The 18,339-nt window shown below is 58.8% G+C and carries 16 protein-coding genes; 7 read left to right on the forward strand and 9 right to left on the reverse strand.

The window, feature by feature from the left end:
- From FZF01_RS16970 to FZF01_RS19430, 3 genes are all read right to left on the reverse strand, one after another.
- Window positions 1-969, reverse strand: a 969-nt coding sequence (locus FZF01_RS16970; protein ID WP_190325450.1) for a multicopper oxidase domain-containing protein, incomplete at its 3' end; no start/stop codon positions are given.
- A gap of 146 nt (window positions 970-1,115) precedes the next feature.
- Window positions 1,116-3,992 (reverse strand): AsmA family protein, encoded by a 2,877-nt coding sequence (locus tag FZF01_RS16975; protein ID WP_150276827.1) that lies wholly within the window; start codon window positions 3,990-3,992, stop codon window positions 1,116-1,118.
- Between the two features lie 98 nt (window positions 3,993-4,090).
- On the reverse strand, window positions 4,091-4,261 hold the full coding sequence (locus tag FZF01_RS19430; protein WP_188434445.1) for a hypothetical protein: 171 nt from the start codon (window positions 4,259-4,261) through the stop codon (window positions 4,091-4,093).
- Between the two features lie 164 nt (window positions 4,262-4,425).
- Here FZF01_RS19430 and FZF01_RS16980 point away from each other — a divergent pair, with 164 nt between their 5' ends.
- From FZF01_RS16980 to FZF01_RS16995, 4 genes are all read left to right on the forward strand, one after another.
- Entirely contained in the window at window positions 4,426-4,794 is a 369-nt protein-coding gene (locus FZF01_RS16980; RefSeq protein ID WP_150276826.1) for a hypothetical protein, read from the forward strand.
- Window positions 4,795-5,049: 255 nt separating this feature from the next.
- On the forward strand, window positions 5,050-5,253 hold the full coding sequence (locus FZF01_RS16985) for a DUF3185 family protein (protein ID WP_150276824.1): 204 nt from the start codon (window positions 5,050-5,052) through the stop codon (window positions 5,251-5,253).
- Between the two features lie 11 nt (window positions 5,254-5,264).
- Window positions 5,265-5,876, forward strand: a complete 612-nt coding sequence (locus FZF01_RS16990) for a DJ-1/PfpI family protein (RefSeq protein WP_150276823.1) — start codon at window positions 5,265-5,267, stop codon at window positions 5,874-5,876.
- Between the two features lie 45 nt (window positions 5,877-5,921).
- A complete protein-coding gene (locus FZF01_RS16995) occupies window positions 5,922-6,263 on the forward strand; it encodes a zinc ribbon domain-containing protein YjdM (RefSeq protein WP_150276821.1) in 342 nt (113 codons plus the stop codon).
- Window positions 6,264-6,271: 8 nt separating this feature from the next.
- On the opposite strand, the gene FZF01_RS17000 is transcribed toward FZF01_RS16995, so the two are convergent.
- The 4 genes from FZF01_RS17000 to FZF01_RS17015 are packed head-to-tail and all read right to left on the reverse strand — an operon-like array spanning window position 6,272 to window position 10,724.
- Window positions 6,272-6,736 carry a DUF3429 domain-containing protein gene (locus tag FZF01_RS17000; RefSeq protein WP_150276820.1) on the reverse strand — a complete coding sequence of 155 codons (465 nt, stop codon included), beginning with the start codon at window positions 6,734-6,736 and terminating at the stop codon, window positions 6,272-6,274.
- Window positions 6,737-6,784: 48 nt separating this feature from the next.
- Entirely contained in the window at window positions 6,785-8,854 is a 2,070-nt protein-coding gene (locus tag FZF01_RS17005) for a transglutaminase family protein (protein WP_150276818.1), read from the reverse strand.
- On the reverse strand, window positions 8,851-9,801 hold the full coding sequence (locus FZF01_RS17010) for a DUF58 domain-containing protein (protein WP_150277104.1): 951 nt from the start codon (window positions 9,799-9,801) through the stop codon (window positions 8,851-8,853). The genes FZF01_RS17005 and FZF01_RS17010 overlap by 4 nt, the downstream gene beginning before the upstream one ends.
- A 5-nt stretch (window positions 9,802-9,806) precedes the next feature.
- The gene (locus FZF01_RS17015) at window positions 9,807-10,724 is read right to left on the reverse strand and encodes an AAA family ATPase (RefSeq protein ID WP_150276816.1); all 918 of its coding nucleotides are present in this window, start codon (window positions 10,722-10,724) and stop codon (window positions 9,807-9,809) included.
- A gap of 203 nt (window positions 10,725-10,927) precedes the next feature.
- On the opposite strand from FZF01_RS17015, the gene FZF01_RS17020 reads away from it, so the two are divergent.
- Window positions 10,928-11,809 (forward strand): alpha/beta hydrolase, encoded by an 882-nt coding sequence (locus FZF01_RS17020; RefSeq protein WP_150276815.1) that lies wholly within the window; start codon window positions 10,928-10,930, stop codon window positions 11,807-11,809.
- Here the strand turns inward: FZF01_RS17020 and FZF01_RS17025 are convergent.
- Entirely contained in the window at window positions 11,776-13,131 is a 1,356-nt protein-coding gene (locus FZF01_RS17025) for a TAXI family TRAP transporter solute-binding subunit (protein WP_150276814.1), read from the reverse strand. The genes FZF01_RS17020 and FZF01_RS17025 overlap by 34 nt on opposite strands.
- 67 nt (window positions 13,132-13,198) lie before the next feature.
- Window positions 13,199-14,773 (reverse strand): DNA recombination protein RmuC, encoded by a 1,575-nt coding sequence (gene rmuC / locus FZF01_RS17030; protein WP_150276813.1) that lies wholly within the window; start codon window positions 14,771-14,773, stop codon window positions 13,199-13,201.
- Window positions 14,774-15,037: 264 nt separating this feature from the next.
- On the opposite strand from rmuC, the gene FZF01_RS17035 reads away from it, so the two are divergent.
- Both FZF01_RS17035 and FZF01_RS17040 read left to right on the forward strand, forming a co-directional pair.
- Window positions 15,038-16,852 (forward strand): DUF1302 domain-containing protein, encoded by a 1,815-nt coding sequence (locus FZF01_RS17035; RefSeq protein ID WP_150276811.1) that lies wholly within the window; start codon window positions 15,038-15,040, stop codon window positions 16,850-16,852.
- A gap of 17 nt (window positions 16,853-16,869) precedes the next feature.
- Window positions 16,870-18,243, forward strand: coding sequence for a DUF1329 domain-containing protein (locus tag FZF01_RS17040; protein ID WP_150276809.1), 1,374 nt, complete (start codon window positions 16,870-16,872; stop codon window positions 18,241-18,243).
- Window positions 18,244-18,339 lie beyond the last annotated feature (96 nt).

An 18,339-nucleotide genomic window follows, 5' to 3' on the forward strand; every position in this document is an offset into this window, starting at 1 on the left:
CCCGGGATTCTCGTCCAGCATCTTTTCCAGCGAGAACTCCTGAAGACCTGCGGAACCATGGGCCTGAGCAAAAAAGTCGACCGGCTTCAGACCACCCTCGGGCTCAACCAGAATCATGCCGTACATCCCGTTGGTGATGTGTTGGGCGACCATAGGCGTGGCGCAATGGTAGACATACAGGCCCGGCGCGAGTGCCTTGAACGAGAAGCTCTTGGATTGACCCGGAGCCGCCTGGGTTACTGCTGCGCCGCCGCCAGGGCCAGTCGCCGCATGGAAGTCCACTGAATGGATGTGGGCGCTGTCGATCGAGTTCTTCATGTTGACATTGACGGTATCGCCGACCCGCACGCGAATCATCGGGCCGGGGACGGTGTTGTTGAATGTCCAGAATTTATAGCTGCTGCCATCACTCAGGCGACCCTGTACCTCGGTGGTTTCCAGATCGATATTGACCTCCTTGGGTCCGCGCTTGCCAACCGGCTCGCCCACCTGGCTCGGATTCTTCGAAAGATCGGGGAATTCATTCTCCGGCTGCTCCTGTGGATCGCCCACAATCAGCTTGCCGAACATTCCGGCCGCCTTGTGCCCCGGCAAGGTACACAGGTATTCGAATACGCCACTCTTGTTGGCCCGGAACACAACTGCGGTAGCAGAGCCCTTGCCGCCAATCTGATCGGAGTTGACGTCGAACTCTGGAATGGCCAGGTCATGCAGCGCGCCATCGCCGTTGACCACGTTGATCTGTACAACTGCGCCTTCGGCGACCTTCAGATCGGGGTTGACCTGGCCCTTGGTGGGCCCTGCCTCGCTGACATAGACCAGCTTGCCATCTGCGATATCAGTGCGCAGGGTGAAGGTCACATCGGGAACATAGGCTACGTCTGCGCTGCCGCGCGGATGCTCGGCGAGAGCCGGCACTGCGAATGCTGCGACAAACCACAGCATGAGCAGGGAAAGGAAGGTTTTCATGATCAGAACTCCATTAACCCGGGGATGGGCAATCTGGTTGCCCGTGTCCCAAGGCTACGCGTGGGCTGATCGGGAAAAATTGATACTGGTCAATTGTGAAAAATTGTCTGCAATGAGCAGTCTGCTGCTACATTGAAATTCCGCTTTCACCGCGCTGACTCATATTCACTCAATACCTGGCGGCACCCCGGCCCGACGCCTTCGCCCATACCCGCGTCCACCCAGGGCAGAATTGCCAGTGGCGGAGCCACCGCCAGGCCGATAACACTGGCAACCCCCCTGGCGAACAGCTCGGTACTGGTGACCTCGACACTGGGAGAATCCAGCGTGCCTCGCAGCATTACCGGAGAGTTGGCGGTAAATACGCTGACATCCTTGGGGTGGCCCTCGAGCTCCATATCGATCTGCTCGGTGCTCAGGTCAATAGATCCTTTACCGGTAAAGTTGCTGTCGTCGGTATCCATGAACAACTGCGACAGGTCCACCATCCCTCCATCGGCCTGCAGCCGAACGTAGGCACAACGGATCGGCACCTGATCGGCCTCGGCCAGGGCGGCCACCAGGGCCTCCCCTGCGTCCAGGCCCAGCAGTTCCAGGGCCAGCATATCCAGATGCCCGCCTGACATTGCCAGTTCCAGCTGGCCATCCGCGCCAGCCATGAAATCAGCCATCGATAGCCCGGTGAAACTCATATCCGCCTTCCCGCCGATGATGCCAGCCGAATCCCGGGCAACGTCTGGAAAATCGTCGCGCAGCAGCGGCTTGAGGTTCACACCAGTGGCGGACGCATCAAGCTGGCCTGTCACCTCAGCTCCACCGGCGTCGATGCGGATATCAGTGTCCACGGTCCCGCCGCCCAGACCAAATCTGAGAGGCCGCAGATTGAGCTGCCCATCCTGCAGGTCCATTTCCATCTCGAGTTCCTGCAAAGGCAGCCCTTTGGCATACACGTGGGCAGCGGTCAGGTCGACCTCTGCGTCCATGCGGCGCAGCGCCTCCGGACTCCAGGGCTCATCGGAAAAGAAGCGACCGGACTCTTCCTGCCGCCGCGCCTCACGGCGCTGTTCTGCCGAGGCCACTTCTCCTTCGCCGGTACCGGGCGGGCTGCCCCATAGCGGACGCAGATCATCATAATCCAGGCTTTCCGAGTACAGTGTCGCCCAGATCTTGGGCGGTTCTCCGGTACGCAGCCGCAGGTCTCCCGAGAGCTGGCTTTCGCCAAAACCGCCACTGAAGTCGGTCAGACGCAGTATGGGGTCATCCCAGCGCAGCCGTCCCTCGATGTGATAAGGCGGCAATGATGGCAGGCTCAACTGGGTAATCTCGTTGATCCGGTCGGGATTGGGTCCTTCGAGCCGGAACTGCGTATCCACCGACGCCAGTTCCAGCGGCCTGACGAGGGTGCCGTCTACATAGAGCGTGGTATCCCGAGAGGCGAGCGTACCTTTCACCGGATAGGGTTTCTGGGCCTCGGTCAGATCAAGCAGCGGACCGAGCTCAAGATCGAATCGAAAGGGCTCGCCGTTGCGAAAGCCGGTGCCCTTTGCCTGCAGGCCCGGCACCGGGTCGTCGGGCAACTGCCTGGAGTCCGCCTGCAACTGGATACTGAATTGCTGGGCCGGAGCGTCATAGGCCACCTCGGTCTCGTGCAATGTCATCACGCCCTCGCGAAAGCGTATATGCAGGTCGCCATCCAGCGTACCGAGGTCGGTCGAGCGGATTGGCTCCAGCGCATCGCCCAGATGAAACTGCTCGACCTGGGCATTGATCTCTCCGGTCACATCATCCTTTTCCAGCAGCAGCGATCCACTGGCTTGAAATTGTCCGTCGCCCTGTTGCGCCTGCAGTTCAGAGACATTCAGTTCTCGCTCGTCGAGGCTGGCAGTGAGGGTCAGATTGCGCAGTGAATGGTTGCCGTAGAGCAGCTCGTCCACCTTCAACGCCAACTCGATTTCACGGCCTCGCAACATCTCGAATTGATCGGCGAGACGCTCGGCAAGTGGTTGTTTGTTCTCACTTTCAGGTTGTTGCTGCTCGGCGGTTAATCGTTCCAGGACGTTCCAGCGATTCAGGTCCAGACTGGTTGCGTGCAGCTGCGCATCCAGACGCAGCGGGTCTTCGAGGACCAGGGTCATCTCGCCGTCGATATCGGTTTCGGCAGATTCAAGCTGCAGCTCCTCGAGCATCCAGCGCGGTCCGTCACGCTCCAGCCGGCCCTGCAGCTGGAAGGACGGGAATGCCAGATCCGGATAGCCGAACATGGTTGCCAGCTCCGTTTCCTCGGGTGCTGACAATTCGAAACTGCCTTGCATGACCTGCGGCTGCAGCGGATCACGCGCCTGGCCATCGAAGCGCACCTGCAGCTCGCCCAGATTGCCCTCGAGCCTGAGTGGATAGGCGTCCTCTTCGTCAAGCGCCTCCAGCGGGGCCGCGCCCCAGGCATCGAAATGCAGCGGTTTGCCTTGCCACTGGCCCTCCCCGCTAACCATCAGACGCCGATCGCTGTCTGCCGCTGTTCGGGTCGCAACGCTGGCTTCGATTGACGCGTCCAACTGCGCATCCTGATAGGTCAGCCGCCCGTCCTCGATCGCCAGCGTATCGGGCACCATGGGTGGCTCGTTGTCATCTTCGCTGGTCAATTCACCCCAATTGGTCGTGCCGTCCGCACGCCGGGCCAGATGCACGCGGGGTTGCTCCAGAATCAGGCGCTGCATGCCAATTTTACCGCCCAGCAGATCTCCCATCGCCGGTGCAAACTCAAGCGTGTCAATGTTGACCATATACTCGTGTTCGGCCCATTCGGTATTGGCAATGCGAATGCCCTCGATCGTGAATACCGGCGGCCAGCCCCACTCGACCGAGATATCCGCTATGTTCACTTCGCGGCCTTCCAGTCGCTGGCTTGCCTGATCCTCGATCCAGTTGCGCGCCCATTGGGATTCGGGCACGAAATACACCAGGGTACCGGCAGCCAACAGCAGTAGCACCAGCACGATCAGCATGACTTTGGCTGTTTTACCCACCAGAACGCTCCATCCCGAGTAGTTTGCCGAGAGACGAGTCAGGCTCAACAGGTGCAAAAAGCCCGCTGAAAAGCGGGCTTCCTACCCACACACCTTCATCAATCGTCCTTGTCCTCTTCCTCCAGGTTCTCGCGTAGCTTGGCAGGGTCCACCTGGTTGAGATTCTCCCCGTCGACGGGCCCCTCCAGGTTCTCCAGCGGCTCCTCCTGGTCCGGGGTGGGTTTGTGCGGCAGGTTGTTCTCGCCAGGATGCTTGTGGTCTTCGCTCATGCTGTCCTCCTTGCCTCGGATGTCTTCTAGGTGTGACGTCGGAATAAGGTGAGGGTTCACCGCTTTCACTGTGAATGAAGATCAGCAACCGTACCGATAGCGGGTGAAACCCCCAGGCCGCCGGGCGGTCCAAACTCTCAGCGCTCAGAGCAAAGGAGTTGATAATGGACTTGGGAACGCTCTCCCTGTGGCAGAACATCGGGTTGTTTGCCCTCGCTGGCGTGGTGATCCTGTTCACCGGCACCTGGCTGGCAGGGCTCGCTGATCGCTTCGCCGACCGCACAGGTATTGGCGAGGCCATGGCAGGCAGCGTGTTCCTGGGCATGGTCACCTCGCTCCCGGGGCTCACCACGTCGATAACCGCTGCCCTCGATGGCAGGCCCTCCCTGGCCATCAGCAATGCCCTGGGCGGGATTGCAGTGCAAACAGCGTTTCTCGGATTGGCGGATATAAGCTACCCGCGGATCAATCTGGAACATGCAGTCGCGTCAGTGCAGAACATCATGCAGATCGTCCTGCTGGCAATTCTATAGGGATCGAGAGCGTGCTCATGCTCTCGCTTTATGTAGGCGGCGCCGGGGTATTAGCCTTCACCGACTTCGGTGGCTGACCAGGAGGGTAGCGCCAACGCAGCAGGACTTCGGCCACTACACATTCGCCTGTGCGAATGTCCACTCGAAGCTGGTAACCGCTGTATTGATGACGTAGCTTTTTGCAACTGGCTTCTTGCCACTCTCAGGTCGTGCAATACTGCCCGGGCACAATACACCAGGGATAAGGCTCCAATAATGAAAACACAGCAGATAATGGGTATCGCTCTACTGGTCGCAGGCTTGATCATGCTGTTCTTTGGCTGGCAATCATCACAATCGGTGGGGGAGCAATTGGTAGAGACAGTAACCGGCCGGTATACCGACAACACCATGTGGTATTTCATCGGTGGCGCCGTCGCCAGTGTAGTGGGGATTTGCCTGTTGGCCATCAGGAAATAGTGGAGACATTCATGGACGAAGTACGAACGGTGCAGGTGGGTATTTTCGTATTCGAGGACGTGGAAGTGCTCGATTTCGCCGGCCCCTTCGAAGTCCTTACCACTGCAGCACGAGTGTGGGCACGCTCCCATCCCCAGGACCCGCCGTTATTCAATGTAACCTTGCTTGCTGAAACCACATCGGTTCGGGCGCGGGCCGGATTACTGGTGCACACTGACCACTCCCTGGAGGATGCTCCCCATCTGGATCTGCTTGTTATTCCCGGCGGCGTGGTCACCGATGAACTGGAAAAGCCGCACGTCATCAGCTGGATCAGGGAAGCCGCTACGCAGTGTCTGGTAGCTTCGGTTTGCACTGGTGCCTTTCTGGTAGCCAAGGCGGGATTGCTCGACAACCGCCGCGCCACGACGCATTGGGAGGACATCGACGATCTGCGCGAGCAATTTCCGCAGGTGACGGTACTGTCAGACCAGCGATGGGTGGACGAGGGCAGAGTCGTCAGCTCCGCCGGCATTTCCGCCGGGATCGACATGAGCCTGCACCTAGTCGAGCGCCTGGCGGGCCGTGATCTGGCGATAGCCACTGCACGGCAAATGGAGTTCGATTGGACAGAGGCCGATTGACTGGTCATCATTCCGCCTCCCAACCAGTCAATAGCCAGGTACCCCATGAGTGATTTACCACCCTGCCCCCAGTGCCAGTCCGAGTATACCTACCAGGATGCAGCGATGCTGGTCTGCCCAGAATGCGGCAATGAATGGTCAGCCGAAGCCGAATCCGGATCAGTTGGCGGCGCGGCGGTCATCCGCGATGCCAATGGCAACCCGCTCGAGGATGGCGATGTGGTCACCGTGATCAAGGACCTCAAGGTCAAGGGTACTTCGCTGGTAGTCAAGGTCGGAACCAAGGTGAAGAACATCCGCCTGGTAGACGGCGATCACGATATTGATTGCAAGATTGACGGTATCGGACCGATGAAGCTCAAGTCCGAATTCGTCAAGAAATCCTGATCGACCGGCTATCTGTTCACCCAGGTTGCCAGCCAGGCAATCAGCAGTGAAGCGATTACCACGAAGCTCAGTGGCTTGCGTAATGCCGGGTACCAGACCGGCGCCAGACCGTGGTTGACCGCCCAGATGTCTGCAAAATACAGTCCGGCAAAGGCGACAAAAAACACGGGTAGAGCCAAATCGATGGGTAGGCTCAAGGCTACCCAACCCAGCAGTGGGGGTATGACCGACAGGCCCAGTTGCACTGGGGCCTGATCGCTGGCCTCGTCCGCGCGCATGGCCAGGCCCCAGTGAATCGCCCCCATGAAAGCGAGAATCACTGCAGCGTAATTGAGCAGTTCCTCCATCACCCGCTCCCGCCATGCCTCGGGGGTCACCCATAGTCCCAGGGCTGCGCTGACGAAGGGGATCAATCCGGCAAGCCCGAGTCCGACTGCAAGGGGGGGCGGTTTGATAGCGCTGAAAGGATGCATGGGTGCTCCGCTGCAAGATTGAAAACGCCAGGGTGGCGGCAAGCCTCATTATAGGCGGGTGGAACGTCCGGGCAAGTCGTCCGTATCAAGGGATGCGATGCGACCAGGTGGCAACCTGCGAGGCAAAGACCTGGTCAGCATGCGCTCGAGATTGTGCAGCTGCCCCTGCATGGTGCGATCAGCTCGGCTCTCGCTCGCATAGGTCTGACGCACATACTCATCGAAGTACGCCGCCAGTTCCGCTTTGCTGCCGGGCAATGCACTACTCAAGCGTGCTTGCCAGTCACGCGGTCCCTCGCCCCGTTTGGCCTGCAAATCCAGCCGCTGTAGCCGTCGATCCAGCCGTGCCCAGGATCGACGCCTTGGATCCTGCGGCATGCGCCCGGGGCGCAGCGTCCACAATGCCAGGGGGATCATGACCAAAGCGGCACAGGCCAACAGAATCACACCGATACGTTGCCAATCAGTGGTTCCCAGCCAGCGCTGAAAGAATCCCGCCTGGCTGTCGGATTGAAATCCCAGCACGCGCAACTGCCATTGAAAATTGATCTCGTCCCATTGCAACCGGATCCTGTTGACCCAGTTGATATCCCGGTAGCGGGCAGCTGAGAGTGGCGAGTCCTCGAGAAAGCTGCCCTCGCCCTGAAGTGCCTGCTGGATGCCGCGCTCGATGCGCTGCGGTGCCACCTGAAAGGTAGGGTCGACCGACGTCCAGCCTTGACCGGGCAGCCAAGCCTCAACCCAGGCATGGGCGTCAAACTGGTGCACCAATACATAGTTTCCCGCAGGGTTGATCTCGCCACCCTGATACCCAGCGACGATGCGCGCAGGAATTCCCGCAGCGCGCAGCACGAAAGCCATGGCACCAGCGAAATGGGCGCAGAAACCGCGCCTGGAATCAAAGAGAAACTCATCATTGGTATTCACTCCGAGCGTTTCGGGTCGCAGGGTGTAAAAAAACGGTTCCGAATTGAAATAGCGCAGGAGCGCCTGGACCAGCTCGGCGTCATCGGGGTATTGGTTGCGCAGTTCGGCTGCAAAGGCCCTGCTACGCGGGTCTACCTCCTCCGGGAGTATCGTGTACAGGCGCTGCTGCGTTTCGGTCAGCCCTTGTGGCTCAAGCAGGCTCTGTTGGTAGGAGGTGGCCCGATAGCTGGTGGTATCGCTGAGCGGCCGGCGGGAGCGAAGCATGAAGTCCCGGGTCAGTACCAGCCTTTTATCCTTGGTAGTGGCTCCGCGCAAGCTGAACACCCAGGGCTGCTGGGTAGCCCGCGTGGTTACCTGATAACCCATGGGCTCGCCAAGCGGCTCCCAGTTACCGGGCTCTGCACGTGAGGCAAAATCCAGATGACTCCACCTGCGGCCATCGAAGCTCGATAGCGTCAGTGCACGCCAGTAGAGCGTATCGTGGGCGGGAATCTCTTCATCGAACTGAACACGAAAAGCCAGCTCACTTGACCGGGCAAGATCGGCTATGTCTCCCGGCGCCATACTTTCTGCAAGCCCGGTAGTTGCACGGCCGCCGGGTGTATCCACAGACCAGAGCGGCCCGATACGCGGGAAGAGAAAGAACAGCACCAGCATCAGCGGCACCGCCTGCAATAACAGCACCGACCCGGTGCGCAGCGCACGGGATGGGTCGTTACGCCCCGCCGTCTGCTGCAGACCTACCAGCGCCGCAACGAGAACCAGCAGGGAGAACAACTGATACAGCGCCAGCAAGATCGACTGGTCGAACAGAAACGCGGTAGCGACAATAAAGAAACCCAGGTAGATCACCACGATCGCGTCACGGGGGTTGCGCATCTCCAGCAGTTTGAACATGAACAGCAGAAGCAGCAGCATTACCGCTGCATCCAGGCCGATTAGTGTTCGCTCGGTAAGCCAGACGCCGGCCCCAATAGCCACAATCCCCAGGGTCTTGAATATGATTCCGGGGTAAGCCCAGCGCATCCGCTGGATCTGCACGCGCCAGAGGGCGCACCCAACCCATATGACGGTAACCCACAACGGCAAACGCGGCAGATGCGGCAGCAGCACGACAATCTGCGCAGTGAGAAGCCAGGCAAGGCTGTTTCGCGGTATAAGGGTGTGGGTCTTGTGTGTTGTCGATTTCATTGCCCGCTCCCGAATAATGCCAGGGTGCGCAGGCAGCGATCGCGGTGTTGCACCCCTATACCAGGATCGATGCGCGTCTCACCCACTTGCAGACCATAAGGCTGGCCTGCCTGTTCCAACTGCATGACCCAACCAGCGAGGTGGCTCAAGCGCTGCTCCATATCGGCACCGGGCGTGTGGGCCAGATCAAGCCAGTGCGTTGTTCCCGCCGGTTCGGCAAAAACCTTGCTGTGCAGGCCCTGGCCGCGGGAATAAGCCCGCCAGTCCAGGCGCCGGCGCGAGTCGCCGGGCTGATAGTCGCGCAGCCCCTGAAAATCGTCCGTACCTTCGGCCAACAGCTGTTCGGTTTCCCCCTCCCCTCCAAGGGCCAGCGCCGGAAGTGGCAAACTGATAGCCCGTGGATAGACCAGCACCTGCCAGTCCAGGTCCACAAGGCTCCAGGCAACAAACCAGCCAAGCGGATAACGGGTCTCGATTCGCAATCGCCCGGGCTTCAACCACCCACGCTTGCTGCTAGGGTAGTACAGGGTGATGCGCGACTCGCCATTGCGCTCTATGTCGATCTGACGTGATTGAGCATCCGGCCAGGAAAACACCAGGGCCTGGTGCTCGTGCCGTGGTGCGAGCAGATTCAGATCAAGGGGCGCCATTTCTCCGGCAAACACCGGGCTGCTGCCTGCGGCATGTACTTCCAGACTTGCGAGGTTGCGGTACGTGTGGTGTAACGACACCCAGAAGAGACTGCCCAACAGAAAAGTCACCCCATACACCAGGCTGTTCTGATAGTTGATCGCGCCGATCAACATGATCAGCAGCAGTAGCAGCAGCGCCAGCCCGGCGCGCGTGGGCACAATGAAGATTTGCCGATGTGACAGGGTCATCCGCGCAGCGGCCGGAATGCGTCTTGTGAGCCATCTGTCGAACAGGCTCCTGGCGCGTTGCTGCACGGACTTCAAACCGCTTCCACCTCATTCAGCAGCCACTGGGCCAGACCGCCACCGCCGTGGCCTGCCGGATCTTCACTGGCGCGCAGGCGATGGCTGACTACCGACGGCAATACGGCCTGCACGTCCTCGGGGATCACGTAGCTGCGATGCTCGAGCATTGCCCAGGCGCGGGACGCGGCCAACAGACCGAGGCTGGCGCGCGGCGACAGGCCCCAGGCACATACCTGGCTTTCACGGGTGCGGTTAACCAGCCGGAGTATGTAATCAATGATTGCCGGGCTGGCGGTGATCTGCGGCACGCTCTCCTGCAGGCTCTTGAGAGTCGCGCGGTCCAGCACCGGCTCCACGCGACCCAGACGGGCATTGCGATCTTCACCCAGGAGCAGCGCTTTCTCGGCGGCTGGCCCCGGGTAGCCCAGGGACAGGCGCATCAGAAACCGGTCAAGCTGAGACTCGGGCAAGGCATAGGTACCAGCCTGGGACACCGGATTCTGGGTAGCTATAACAAAAAATGGATCCGGCAGTTTCCGTGTGGCCCCGTCAACCGTCACCTGATACTCCTCCATCGCCTCCAGCAATGCGCTCTGGCTTTTTGGAGTGGCACGGTTGATTTCATCGGCCAGCACCAACTCGGCAAAAATCGGCCCTGGATGAAAGACAAACTGGGCCGTATTGCGGTCGAAAACCGAGGTGCCGAGAATGTCGCCGGGCAGCAGATCGCTGGTGAACTGGATACGCTGATAGCTCATGCCCATGACCCGTGACAAAGCCTGGGAAAGCGTGGTCTTGCCCATACCAGGCAGGTCTTCGATCAGCAGGTGGCCACGAGCAAGGATGCAGGCTACGGCCAGTTTTACTGCATGCTCCTTCCCCATCACTACCTGATCTACAGCCGCCAGCGCACGATTCAACACATCCTTCATGTTCGATCCTTATTCAAAGCTTCTGGGTGCTCAAGGCTACATATAGTCAAGGCATGTTAGGTTTGCTGCCGGCCGGATAGAAGGCGCACGCAACGACTTGTAACAGCTTGTCGATTGAACTCACTGCGCCCTGATCCATTCTCAAGCCTTGCACCAGTGAAAGTTCACAGTCAAAACTACGTCAAGTTCAGGGATCGTGCACCATGTCCATTCGTTCGGCAAAAATTCTACTGGCTTTGCTGGCAGTTCTCAGCACCGCCTGTTCACCCCTTGCGCCGGTAAATCTTCTGGTGCCCGATGACACCTACATTTTGTTGCCAGACCAGGCCTACGGTGAGAATGATCGGCAAAAGCTCGATGTCTATATGCCACTGGAGGGCGTGGCCGAAGCGCCCGTAGTGGTTTTTTTCTATGGCGGCAGCTGGCGGAACGGTGATCGGGCAGATTACGCCTTTGTCGGCGAAGCCCTGGCGTCACGCGGCATCATCACCGTGGTAGCTGATTACCGGGTGTATCCGGAGGTCACCTACCCCGCCTTTGTCGAGGACAGCGCCGCAGCGACCGCCTGGGTGCGCAAACAACAGGATACCTGGCAAACCCGACGCCAACCCTTGTTCGTCATGGGGCACAGCGCAGGGGCCTATAACGCGGCCATGCTCGCCCTGGACGAACGCTGGCTCGGAGAACACGGCATGAGTCCGCAACATTTGGCTGGATGGATCGGCTTGTCCGGCCCCTATGAATTTCTGCCAATCATCAATCCGGACGTCAAGCCCATCTTCCATCATCCCGACACCCCAGAGACGTCCCAGCCCTATTACCATGCCAGGCCTCAGAGCCCACCGGCGCTGTTGATGGCGGCCACACCTGACAAGCTGGTCGATCCCCAGCGAAACACCGGCCAATTGACCGAAAAGCTGCGCAGCGCGGGGACTGCGGTTGAAACCCATTACTACGAATCACTGCACCATTTGACGATCATTGTGGTGATGGCAGACCCGCTGCAATGGTGGGAGCCGGTGGTTGATCAGGTGCAGGAGTTTGTCATGCGTCATTCCAGCTCGTCGTCCGCAGCGGATTCCTGAGAGCTGGCGCGCATGCTTTCCAAACGGTTAATCATGTAGCGCACGTGTAAATGCAGGCTGTATAGCTCATGGGCATAGGACAGGGGAACATCGACCTGGGTCAGCTCATCCTGCAGTCGATGCAAGCGTTCGACCTGCTCCTCAAGCACGCCCTGTATCCGGCCCTGGTGAATAAGCTTGTCGACCTCCCGCAGCTGGGCATACCAGCGAAATACGCGGGCACGCATACGCCAGCTGTAGATCGGTCCCATGCTGCGCAGCAAAGGCACCATGATGGCGATGAATGGAATCAGCAACACCACATAGCGATCAACGATTGACGCTATCCAGAACGGCAGATACCGCTGCAGAAAAGGCACGCCCTGGCGATGGTAATAGTCCGCTTCACCAGTCAGGGTCAGCTCTAGAGGTTTGGCGGCGGGAAAGGCGCCAGCAGGATCGAGCAGGTTGCCCTCACTGAGGACCTCGCGTGATGCTTCCAGCACCAGGGAAGTCAATGCCGGGTGAAAAGTCTCGTTGGCGATCAGGGTAGCCACGGGCGAAAGCAACTCAAGATCCTGGCGCGGCACGTTGCCAGCGATATCCAGCAATCCCTCGGTAACGGTCAGGTGGTCCAGAAAGGTCAACCTGGCCGCGTAGGCTCGCGCCCGTGTGAGGCTCACCAGCTCCAGACCGGGGTCGGATATCAAACTGGCTATGCGCTCATTGTCCGCCGGCAGAACAAAGAACGCCGCGTCAAGCTCGCCATTCTGCAGCGCCTCGGCGGCAGCCTTGCCAGGCAATTTCTGCCAATTCCCGCCGTCCAGATTCTGGAGCCTGCCCGCATCGCCATGGGCCTCGAACAGACTGCCCACCACGGCCCAGGTGCCGCTGCCTTCGCTGCCAACCGCCAAACGCTTGCCGTGCAGGTCAGACAGCCGTTCAACCTGCAGACCAGCACGTTGAAAAAGCCACAGGGGCTCATGATACAAGGCAGCCAGGCCTTCGAGCTTTTTCAACCTGGAGCGCTCTATCAAGCGGGTCGTCCCGCTTTGGATCAACCCCAGCTGCACGTCGGGAGAATCAGCGGTAAGCCGCTCCAGATTATCCATTGAGCCGCGGGTGCTGTGCAGCTCCAGCGTCACCCCATCCTCGGCCAGGCGCTCCTTGAGCGCCAGCCCGAACTGGTGATAACCGCCACCCTCACCACCTGTCACCATTGCGATGTGCCGTGGCGGTGCTGGATCGAGAAAGCGGAACAGCACCCAGATCAACATCGCTACCAGCGGCACAATCCACAGATTGGCGCGTACAAATAGCGCGCCCTGCTTCAGCACATTCATCCAATTCCCCTGCGCCTGTTTTTTTCAGTCTATACACTGGGTTTGGCCAGGGCGAATCGAGTTCTGATCAGTTGATGTCGCCCGGAACGTCATGACCCAGTTCAAGATCTGCCCGATCGCGCCAGGTTTCGCCCAGCTCCGCCTTGACCGATACACCCAGATCCTTGAAGTCATTGACCTGTTTCACAAGGTTGCCACGCCCACCAACCAACTGATCACAGGCCTTCTGATAGGCATCAGACGCCTTTTCCAGACTCTTGCCGATGCCATCCATGCTCCCCAGAAAGGTGCGCAGCTTGTCGTGCACCTTGGCAGCCCGCTCGGCGAGCTCTGCGGTGTGGCGATTCTGATCCTCGAAGCGCCACAACTGGCGAACGATATTGAGACTGGTCAGCAAGGTAGTGGGCGTGGCGACCAGCACGTTCTGCTCGATGGCTTTCTGAAACAGAGTCTCATCAGCCCTGAGCGCCTCGACAAAGGCAGATTCGATCGGAATGAACATGAAAACCATCTCCGGCGCGTTCAAGCCGGGCAAATCAAAGTAGTTGCGATCAGACAGCTCACGAATGCGCTGGCCGATGGCCTGCACGTGCTCGGCCAGGGCGATGCGGCGCTCGCTATCGTCCTCGCTGTTGATATATCGCGTGTAGGCGTTGAGTGACACCTTCGCGTCGATGATCAGATGCTTTTCCTGGGGCAGGTAGACCAGCACATCCGGACGCTGACGCTGGCCTTCGCTGTTGGTCATGCTCACTTCGCGCTTGAAATCCTTGCCTGCCACCAGCCCTGAACGTTCCAGCACGTTCTCCAGGATCAGCTCGCCCCAGTTGCCCTGGGTTTTCTTCTGTCCACGCAAAGCCGTGCTCAGATCATGGGCTTCCTGGGTAATCTGCCGGTTGAGCTCCTTGAGGTGGTTGAGCTCACTGGCCAGGGTCGCCTGTTGCTGCGTGTCCTTGTGGTGTATGTCCTCGACCTTGAGGCGAAATTGGTCGATCTGCTCACGGAAGGGTTTGAGCAGGTTATCCAGGGACTGCTGGCTCTGTTGCGAGAATGCCTGCCCCTTGGCTTCGAATATCCGGCTGGCGAGCTGTTCGAACTCCAGTTTGAGCTGGTCGCGACTGTCCTTGAGCAACTGCTGTTGCTCGGTAAAATGCTGCTGACGGTGTTCGAGGGTATTCTGCAAGGTGGAATGCTCAATCCCCAGAGCCTCATGGCTGGCCTGCAATTCCTGCAGTCGAGCGTTGAACGCATCACGCTCCTGTTTAACCGATTCCAACTGGCGGCTCTGCTCCTCGCCAAGCGTCTGGGCTTTTTCAGCCCGCACCTGCCAGTCATGGGCCTGCCGCTCCAGCTCACTTTGTCGCGTTTGGCCCTGCCGGTGTTGTTCGCGCAGGGATTCGACATTTTCGTGCAGATGTTCGAGACGTACCTGGAGTCCCGCGCGTTCACTGTGCTGTTGATGCGCTTCAAGCTGCAGTTGCTGGCAGAGCTCGCGCTGTTGCTCGGTTTGGCGCCGAGCCTCTTCGAGCTCGCGTTGCAGGCCTGCCTGGCGGCGCACCTGTAGCCATGCCGTCAACGCCCAGCCCAGCAACAGCACTGCACTGACAATAGCCAACTGAATCTGCGCGTCGGTTAGGGGCATTGATATTTCTCCTTGTCTGATGGCGCGCATTATCCCGGTTTACTCACTGCTTTGTAACCTTTGCACCAGAGCCCAACACGACTGTCGCTGAATCCGGGGGAGCCTTCCCCCCCATTAGGGGGGTACATCACGACCATACAGGCGACTAGTGTCGTAAGGAGTGCGGTGGCCTGCATGGCGGGCCATCAGGAAGGCTGAACATAAAGCCAGCATGCACTTGCCAAGGGTTCCCAATAACAACAAGCGCCCGGCGCGAGGAATACCATGACTAGAACAACAAAAACGCAAAGCTTCAATGTCTTGCTCAAGCCATTGACCGTGGCTGTAGCAATAGCCCTTTCCCTACCCGCCCATGCAGCCCGATTTGATCTCGGCGAAATACAGGGCCAGTTCGATTCACAGATGTCGGTAGGCACCAGCATTGGCACCAGCGACATCGACGACGATCTGATCTGGGTCAACAACGGAGGCAAAGCCAACGCCGCCAACTCCGATGATGGCCGCCTGAACTTCAAGAAAGGCGAACCCTTCTCGACCATTTTCAAAGCCACCCATGACCTCTCATTGCAATACGAGAATACCGGCGTGTTTGTGCGGGGCAAATACTGGTATGACTTCGAAACCAAGGACGGCAGTCGCGAACTCTATGATGTCAATGATAGCGGACGTCGCCAGGCAGCCAAGTCATCCGGCGGCCAGATTCTGGATGCTTTCATCTATCACAACTACAACATCGGTAACCTGCCAGGCTCCGTTCGCGTAGGCAAGCAGGTGGTCAGTTGGGGTGAAAGTACCTTCATTCAGAACAGCGTAAACAGTATCAACCCGATTGACGTAGCGGCATTCCGCCGCCCGGGCGCCGAGATCAAGGAAGGCCTGATTCCGGTCAACATGCTTTTTGTTTCCCAGAGTCTGACCGACAACCTGGGTATGGAAGCCTTCTACCAGCTCGAATGGGATCCCACCGTACTGGACAACTGTGGCACCTTCTTCTCGTTTACCGACTCGGTGGCCAAGGGTTGCGGTCAGGTAGGTATTGGCGGCTCTCAAGCAGCAGCAAACTCACCGCTGAACCCCTTCGCTTACGTACCGCGAACCAAAAATCGGGAAGCAAGTGATAGCGGTCAGTTTGGTGTTGCCTTCCGTTTGTACGTAGACAGTCTCAACCAGACCGAATTCGGCCTGTTCGCGATGAACTATCACAGCCGTAATCCGGTATTCAGTACTACCGCTGGCACGGGCGCTGCTAATCCGGGCGGCTTCGGTTTCAACAATGATACCAATGCTTGGGAGATCCCGGTCGACGCCGCTTATTACATCGAGTACCCAGAGGATATCCGGCTTTATGGGGTCAGCTTCCAGACTAACCTGGGCGGCATGTCAGTATCGGGTGAAGTCAGCTATCGCCCTAATCAGCCACTGCAGATCAGCACGAACGATCTGGTAGGTGCTGCACTTGGCGCGGCTGGCAATCCGGTTTCTCCAGTCAACTCCCAGGGTGTGGGCGGATCCGTATTCGGCGTACCGGCAGCCCCGGGCACTGACCTGCCGGGCTACAAGCGTATGCCCGTCACCCAGGCACAAGTCACCGTTATCAACTTCATTGACAACGTCTGGGGCGCTGACCGTCTGACCATGGTGGGTGAAGTGGGTTACAACCACATCGGGGGTATCAAGAGCAGCCCCACCGAGCTGCGTTTTGGCCGTGATTCGCTCTACGGCTCCGGCGAACTGCCGATACCCGGTCTGTGTGAAACAGCGCTCAACGCCTCCCAACCCAAATACTGCAACGACGAAGGTTTCTACACGCAGCATTCCTGGGGCCTGCGCACCGTGGCATCACTCGAGTACCGTGGCTTTGCAGGTGTTCAACTGACACCCAACGTCGCCTTTGCCTGGGACGTGGAGGGCTATGGCCCGAACTTCAACGAAGGATCAAAGGCCGCCAGCATCGGCCTGAATGCCCTGTATAACAACAAATACAACGCCAGCATCAATTACACGAACTTCTTCGATGGCGATTACAACGCCATGGTCGATCGTGACTTTATTGCGCTGAGCGTTGGTGCGAACTTCTGACCTGGATGGAGAACAATATGAAAGTAATCAAGAACCTGGGTCGCCAAACCTTTGCCGTGCTTGCTTTGAGCAGCCTGGCAATGGCGGTATCGGCGGCAGTATCGGTTGAAGAGGCAGCGACACTGCAAACAACGCTCACGCCCATGGGCGCCGAGCGCGCGGGTAACGCCGAGGGCACTATTCCAGAATGGACTGGCGGCCTGCCAACCGATGCAGCATCCGTAAGCGAGAACGGCTTTTTCTCGGACCCCTTTGCTGATGATCAGAAGCTGTTCACCGTCACGGCAGACAACGTAGAGCAATATGCTGACCAGATCAGCCCCGGCCAGTTGGCCATGTTTGCCCGCTATCCCGAGACCTATCGCATGCACGTTTATCCGTCGCGGCGCAGTAACACCGTGCCGGATGAAGTGTTCGCAGCAGTGGCGCGCAACGCAGTCAATACCGTGACAGTGGAAGGTGGCAACGGCCTGGAGAATTTTGACACCGCCTACCCTTTCCCGATCCCCAAAACGGGTGTCGAGGCGGTATGGAACCATATTACCCGCTACCGCGGTGGCAGCTTCAGCCGCACCATCGCACAGGCCACGCCGCAGGCGAACGGCTCCAATACCATGGTGGTATTCAAGGATGAATTTACCTTTGCAACGGCACTGACTGATTACAACGCACAAACCAACCCTAATCTGATGTTCTATTTTACCCAGCGCGTTCTCTCGCCTTCGCGTCTGGCCGGTGACGTATTACTGGTGCACGAGTTTATCAACCAGGTCAAGGAACCGCGTCTGGCATGGATCTATAACGCCGGCCAGCGTCGCGTGCGCCGGGCTCCCCAGGTGGCCTATGACGGTCCAGCCTTCGGCTCAGACGGCACCAGAACCTCCGACAATTACGACTTCTACAATGGCGCGCCAGATCGCTACAACTGGAAGCTCATTGGCAAGCGCGAGATGCTGATTCCGTACAACAACTACAAGATCGCTTCGCCGGATATCAAGTACGACCAGATTATCCAGGCCGGCCATATCAATCAGGACCTTGTGCGCTACGAAAAGCACCGCGTATGGGAGGTCGAGGCCACTCTGCGAGAAGGCCAGCGCCATGTTTACGCCAAACGTCACTTTTTCATCAACGAGGATAACTGGCAAGTGGCGGCTCTGGATCACTACGACGGTCGTGGCGGCCTCTGGCGTGTAGCAGAAGCTATCGCCTTGCAGCGTTACGACGAAAAGATCCCCAGCTATGCAGTCGAAACCCTGTATGACCTTCAGAACGGCCGCTATGTGGCACTGGGCATGACCAACGAAGAGCGTGAGAACTACGACACCAACTTCGAGGCATCGTCCGCCGATTACACCCCCAACGCCCTGCGCGCCTCGGGTATCCGCTAGAAAAAAACCGCCGCTCCGGTCATGCCGGGCGGCGGTTTATTTACCCGAAAAGTACAACGCCTCTTCTGCACAGGCTCCCTGCCCGTCCTGCAAATC

Source organism: Halopseudomonas salina, from assembly GCF_008641105.1.

Excerpts from the sequence above, each read along its gene's own strand:
- FZF01_RS19430 (WP_188434445.1), bottom strand. The coding sequence starts at position 4,261 with ATGAGCGAAGACCACAAGCATCCTGGCGAGAACAACCTGCCGCACAAA.
- FZF01_RS16980 (WP_150276826.1), top strand. The coding sequence starts at position 4,426 with ATGGACTTGGGAACGCTCTCCCTGTGGCAGAACATCGGGTTGTTTGCC.
- FZF01_RS16985 (WP_150276824.1), top strand. The coding sequence starts at position 5,050 with ATGAAAACACAGCAGATAATGGGTATCGCTCTACTGGTCGCAGGCTTG.
- FZF01_RS16990 (WP_150276823.1), top strand. The coding sequence starts at position 5,265 with ATGGACGAAGTACGAACGGTGCAGGTGGGTATTTTCGTATTCGAGGAC.
- FZF01_RS16995 (WP_150276821.1), top strand. The coding sequence starts at position 5,922 with ATGAGTGATTTACCACCCTGCCCCCAGTGCCAGTCCGAGTATACCTAC.
- FZF01_RS17000 (WP_150276820.1), bottom strand. The coding sequence starts at position 6,736 with ATGCATCCTTTCAGCGCTATCAAACCGCCCCCCCTTGCAGTCGGACTC.
- FZF01_RS17005 (WP_150276818.1), bottom strand. The coding sequence starts at position 8,854 with ATGAAATCGACAACACACAAGACCCACACCCTTATACCGCGAAACAGC.
- FZF01_RS17015 (WP_150276816.1), bottom strand. The coding sequence starts at position 10,724 with ATGAAGGATGTGTTGAATCGTGCGCTGGCGGCTGTAGATCAGGTAGTG.
- FZF01_RS17020 (WP_150276815.1), top strand. The coding sequence starts at position 10,928 with ATGTCCATTCGTTCGGCAAAAATTCTACTGGCTTTGCTGGCAGTTCTC.
- FZF01_RS17025 (WP_150276814.1), bottom strand. The coding sequence starts at position 13,131 with ATGAATGTGCTGAAGCAGGGCGCGCTATTTGTACGCGCCAATCTGTGG.
- rmuC (WP_150276813.1), bottom strand. The coding sequence starts at position 14,773 with ATGCCCCTAACCGACGCGCAGATTCAGTTGGCTATTGTCAGTGCAGTG.
- FZF01_RS17035 (WP_150276811.1), top strand. The coding sequence starts at position 15,038 with ATGACTAGAACAACAAAAACGCAAAGCTTCAATGTCTTGCTCAAGCCA.
- FZF01_RS17040 (WP_150276809.1), top strand. The coding sequence starts at position 16,870 with ATGAAAGTAATCAAGAACCTGGGTCGCCAAACCTTTGCCGTGCTTGCT.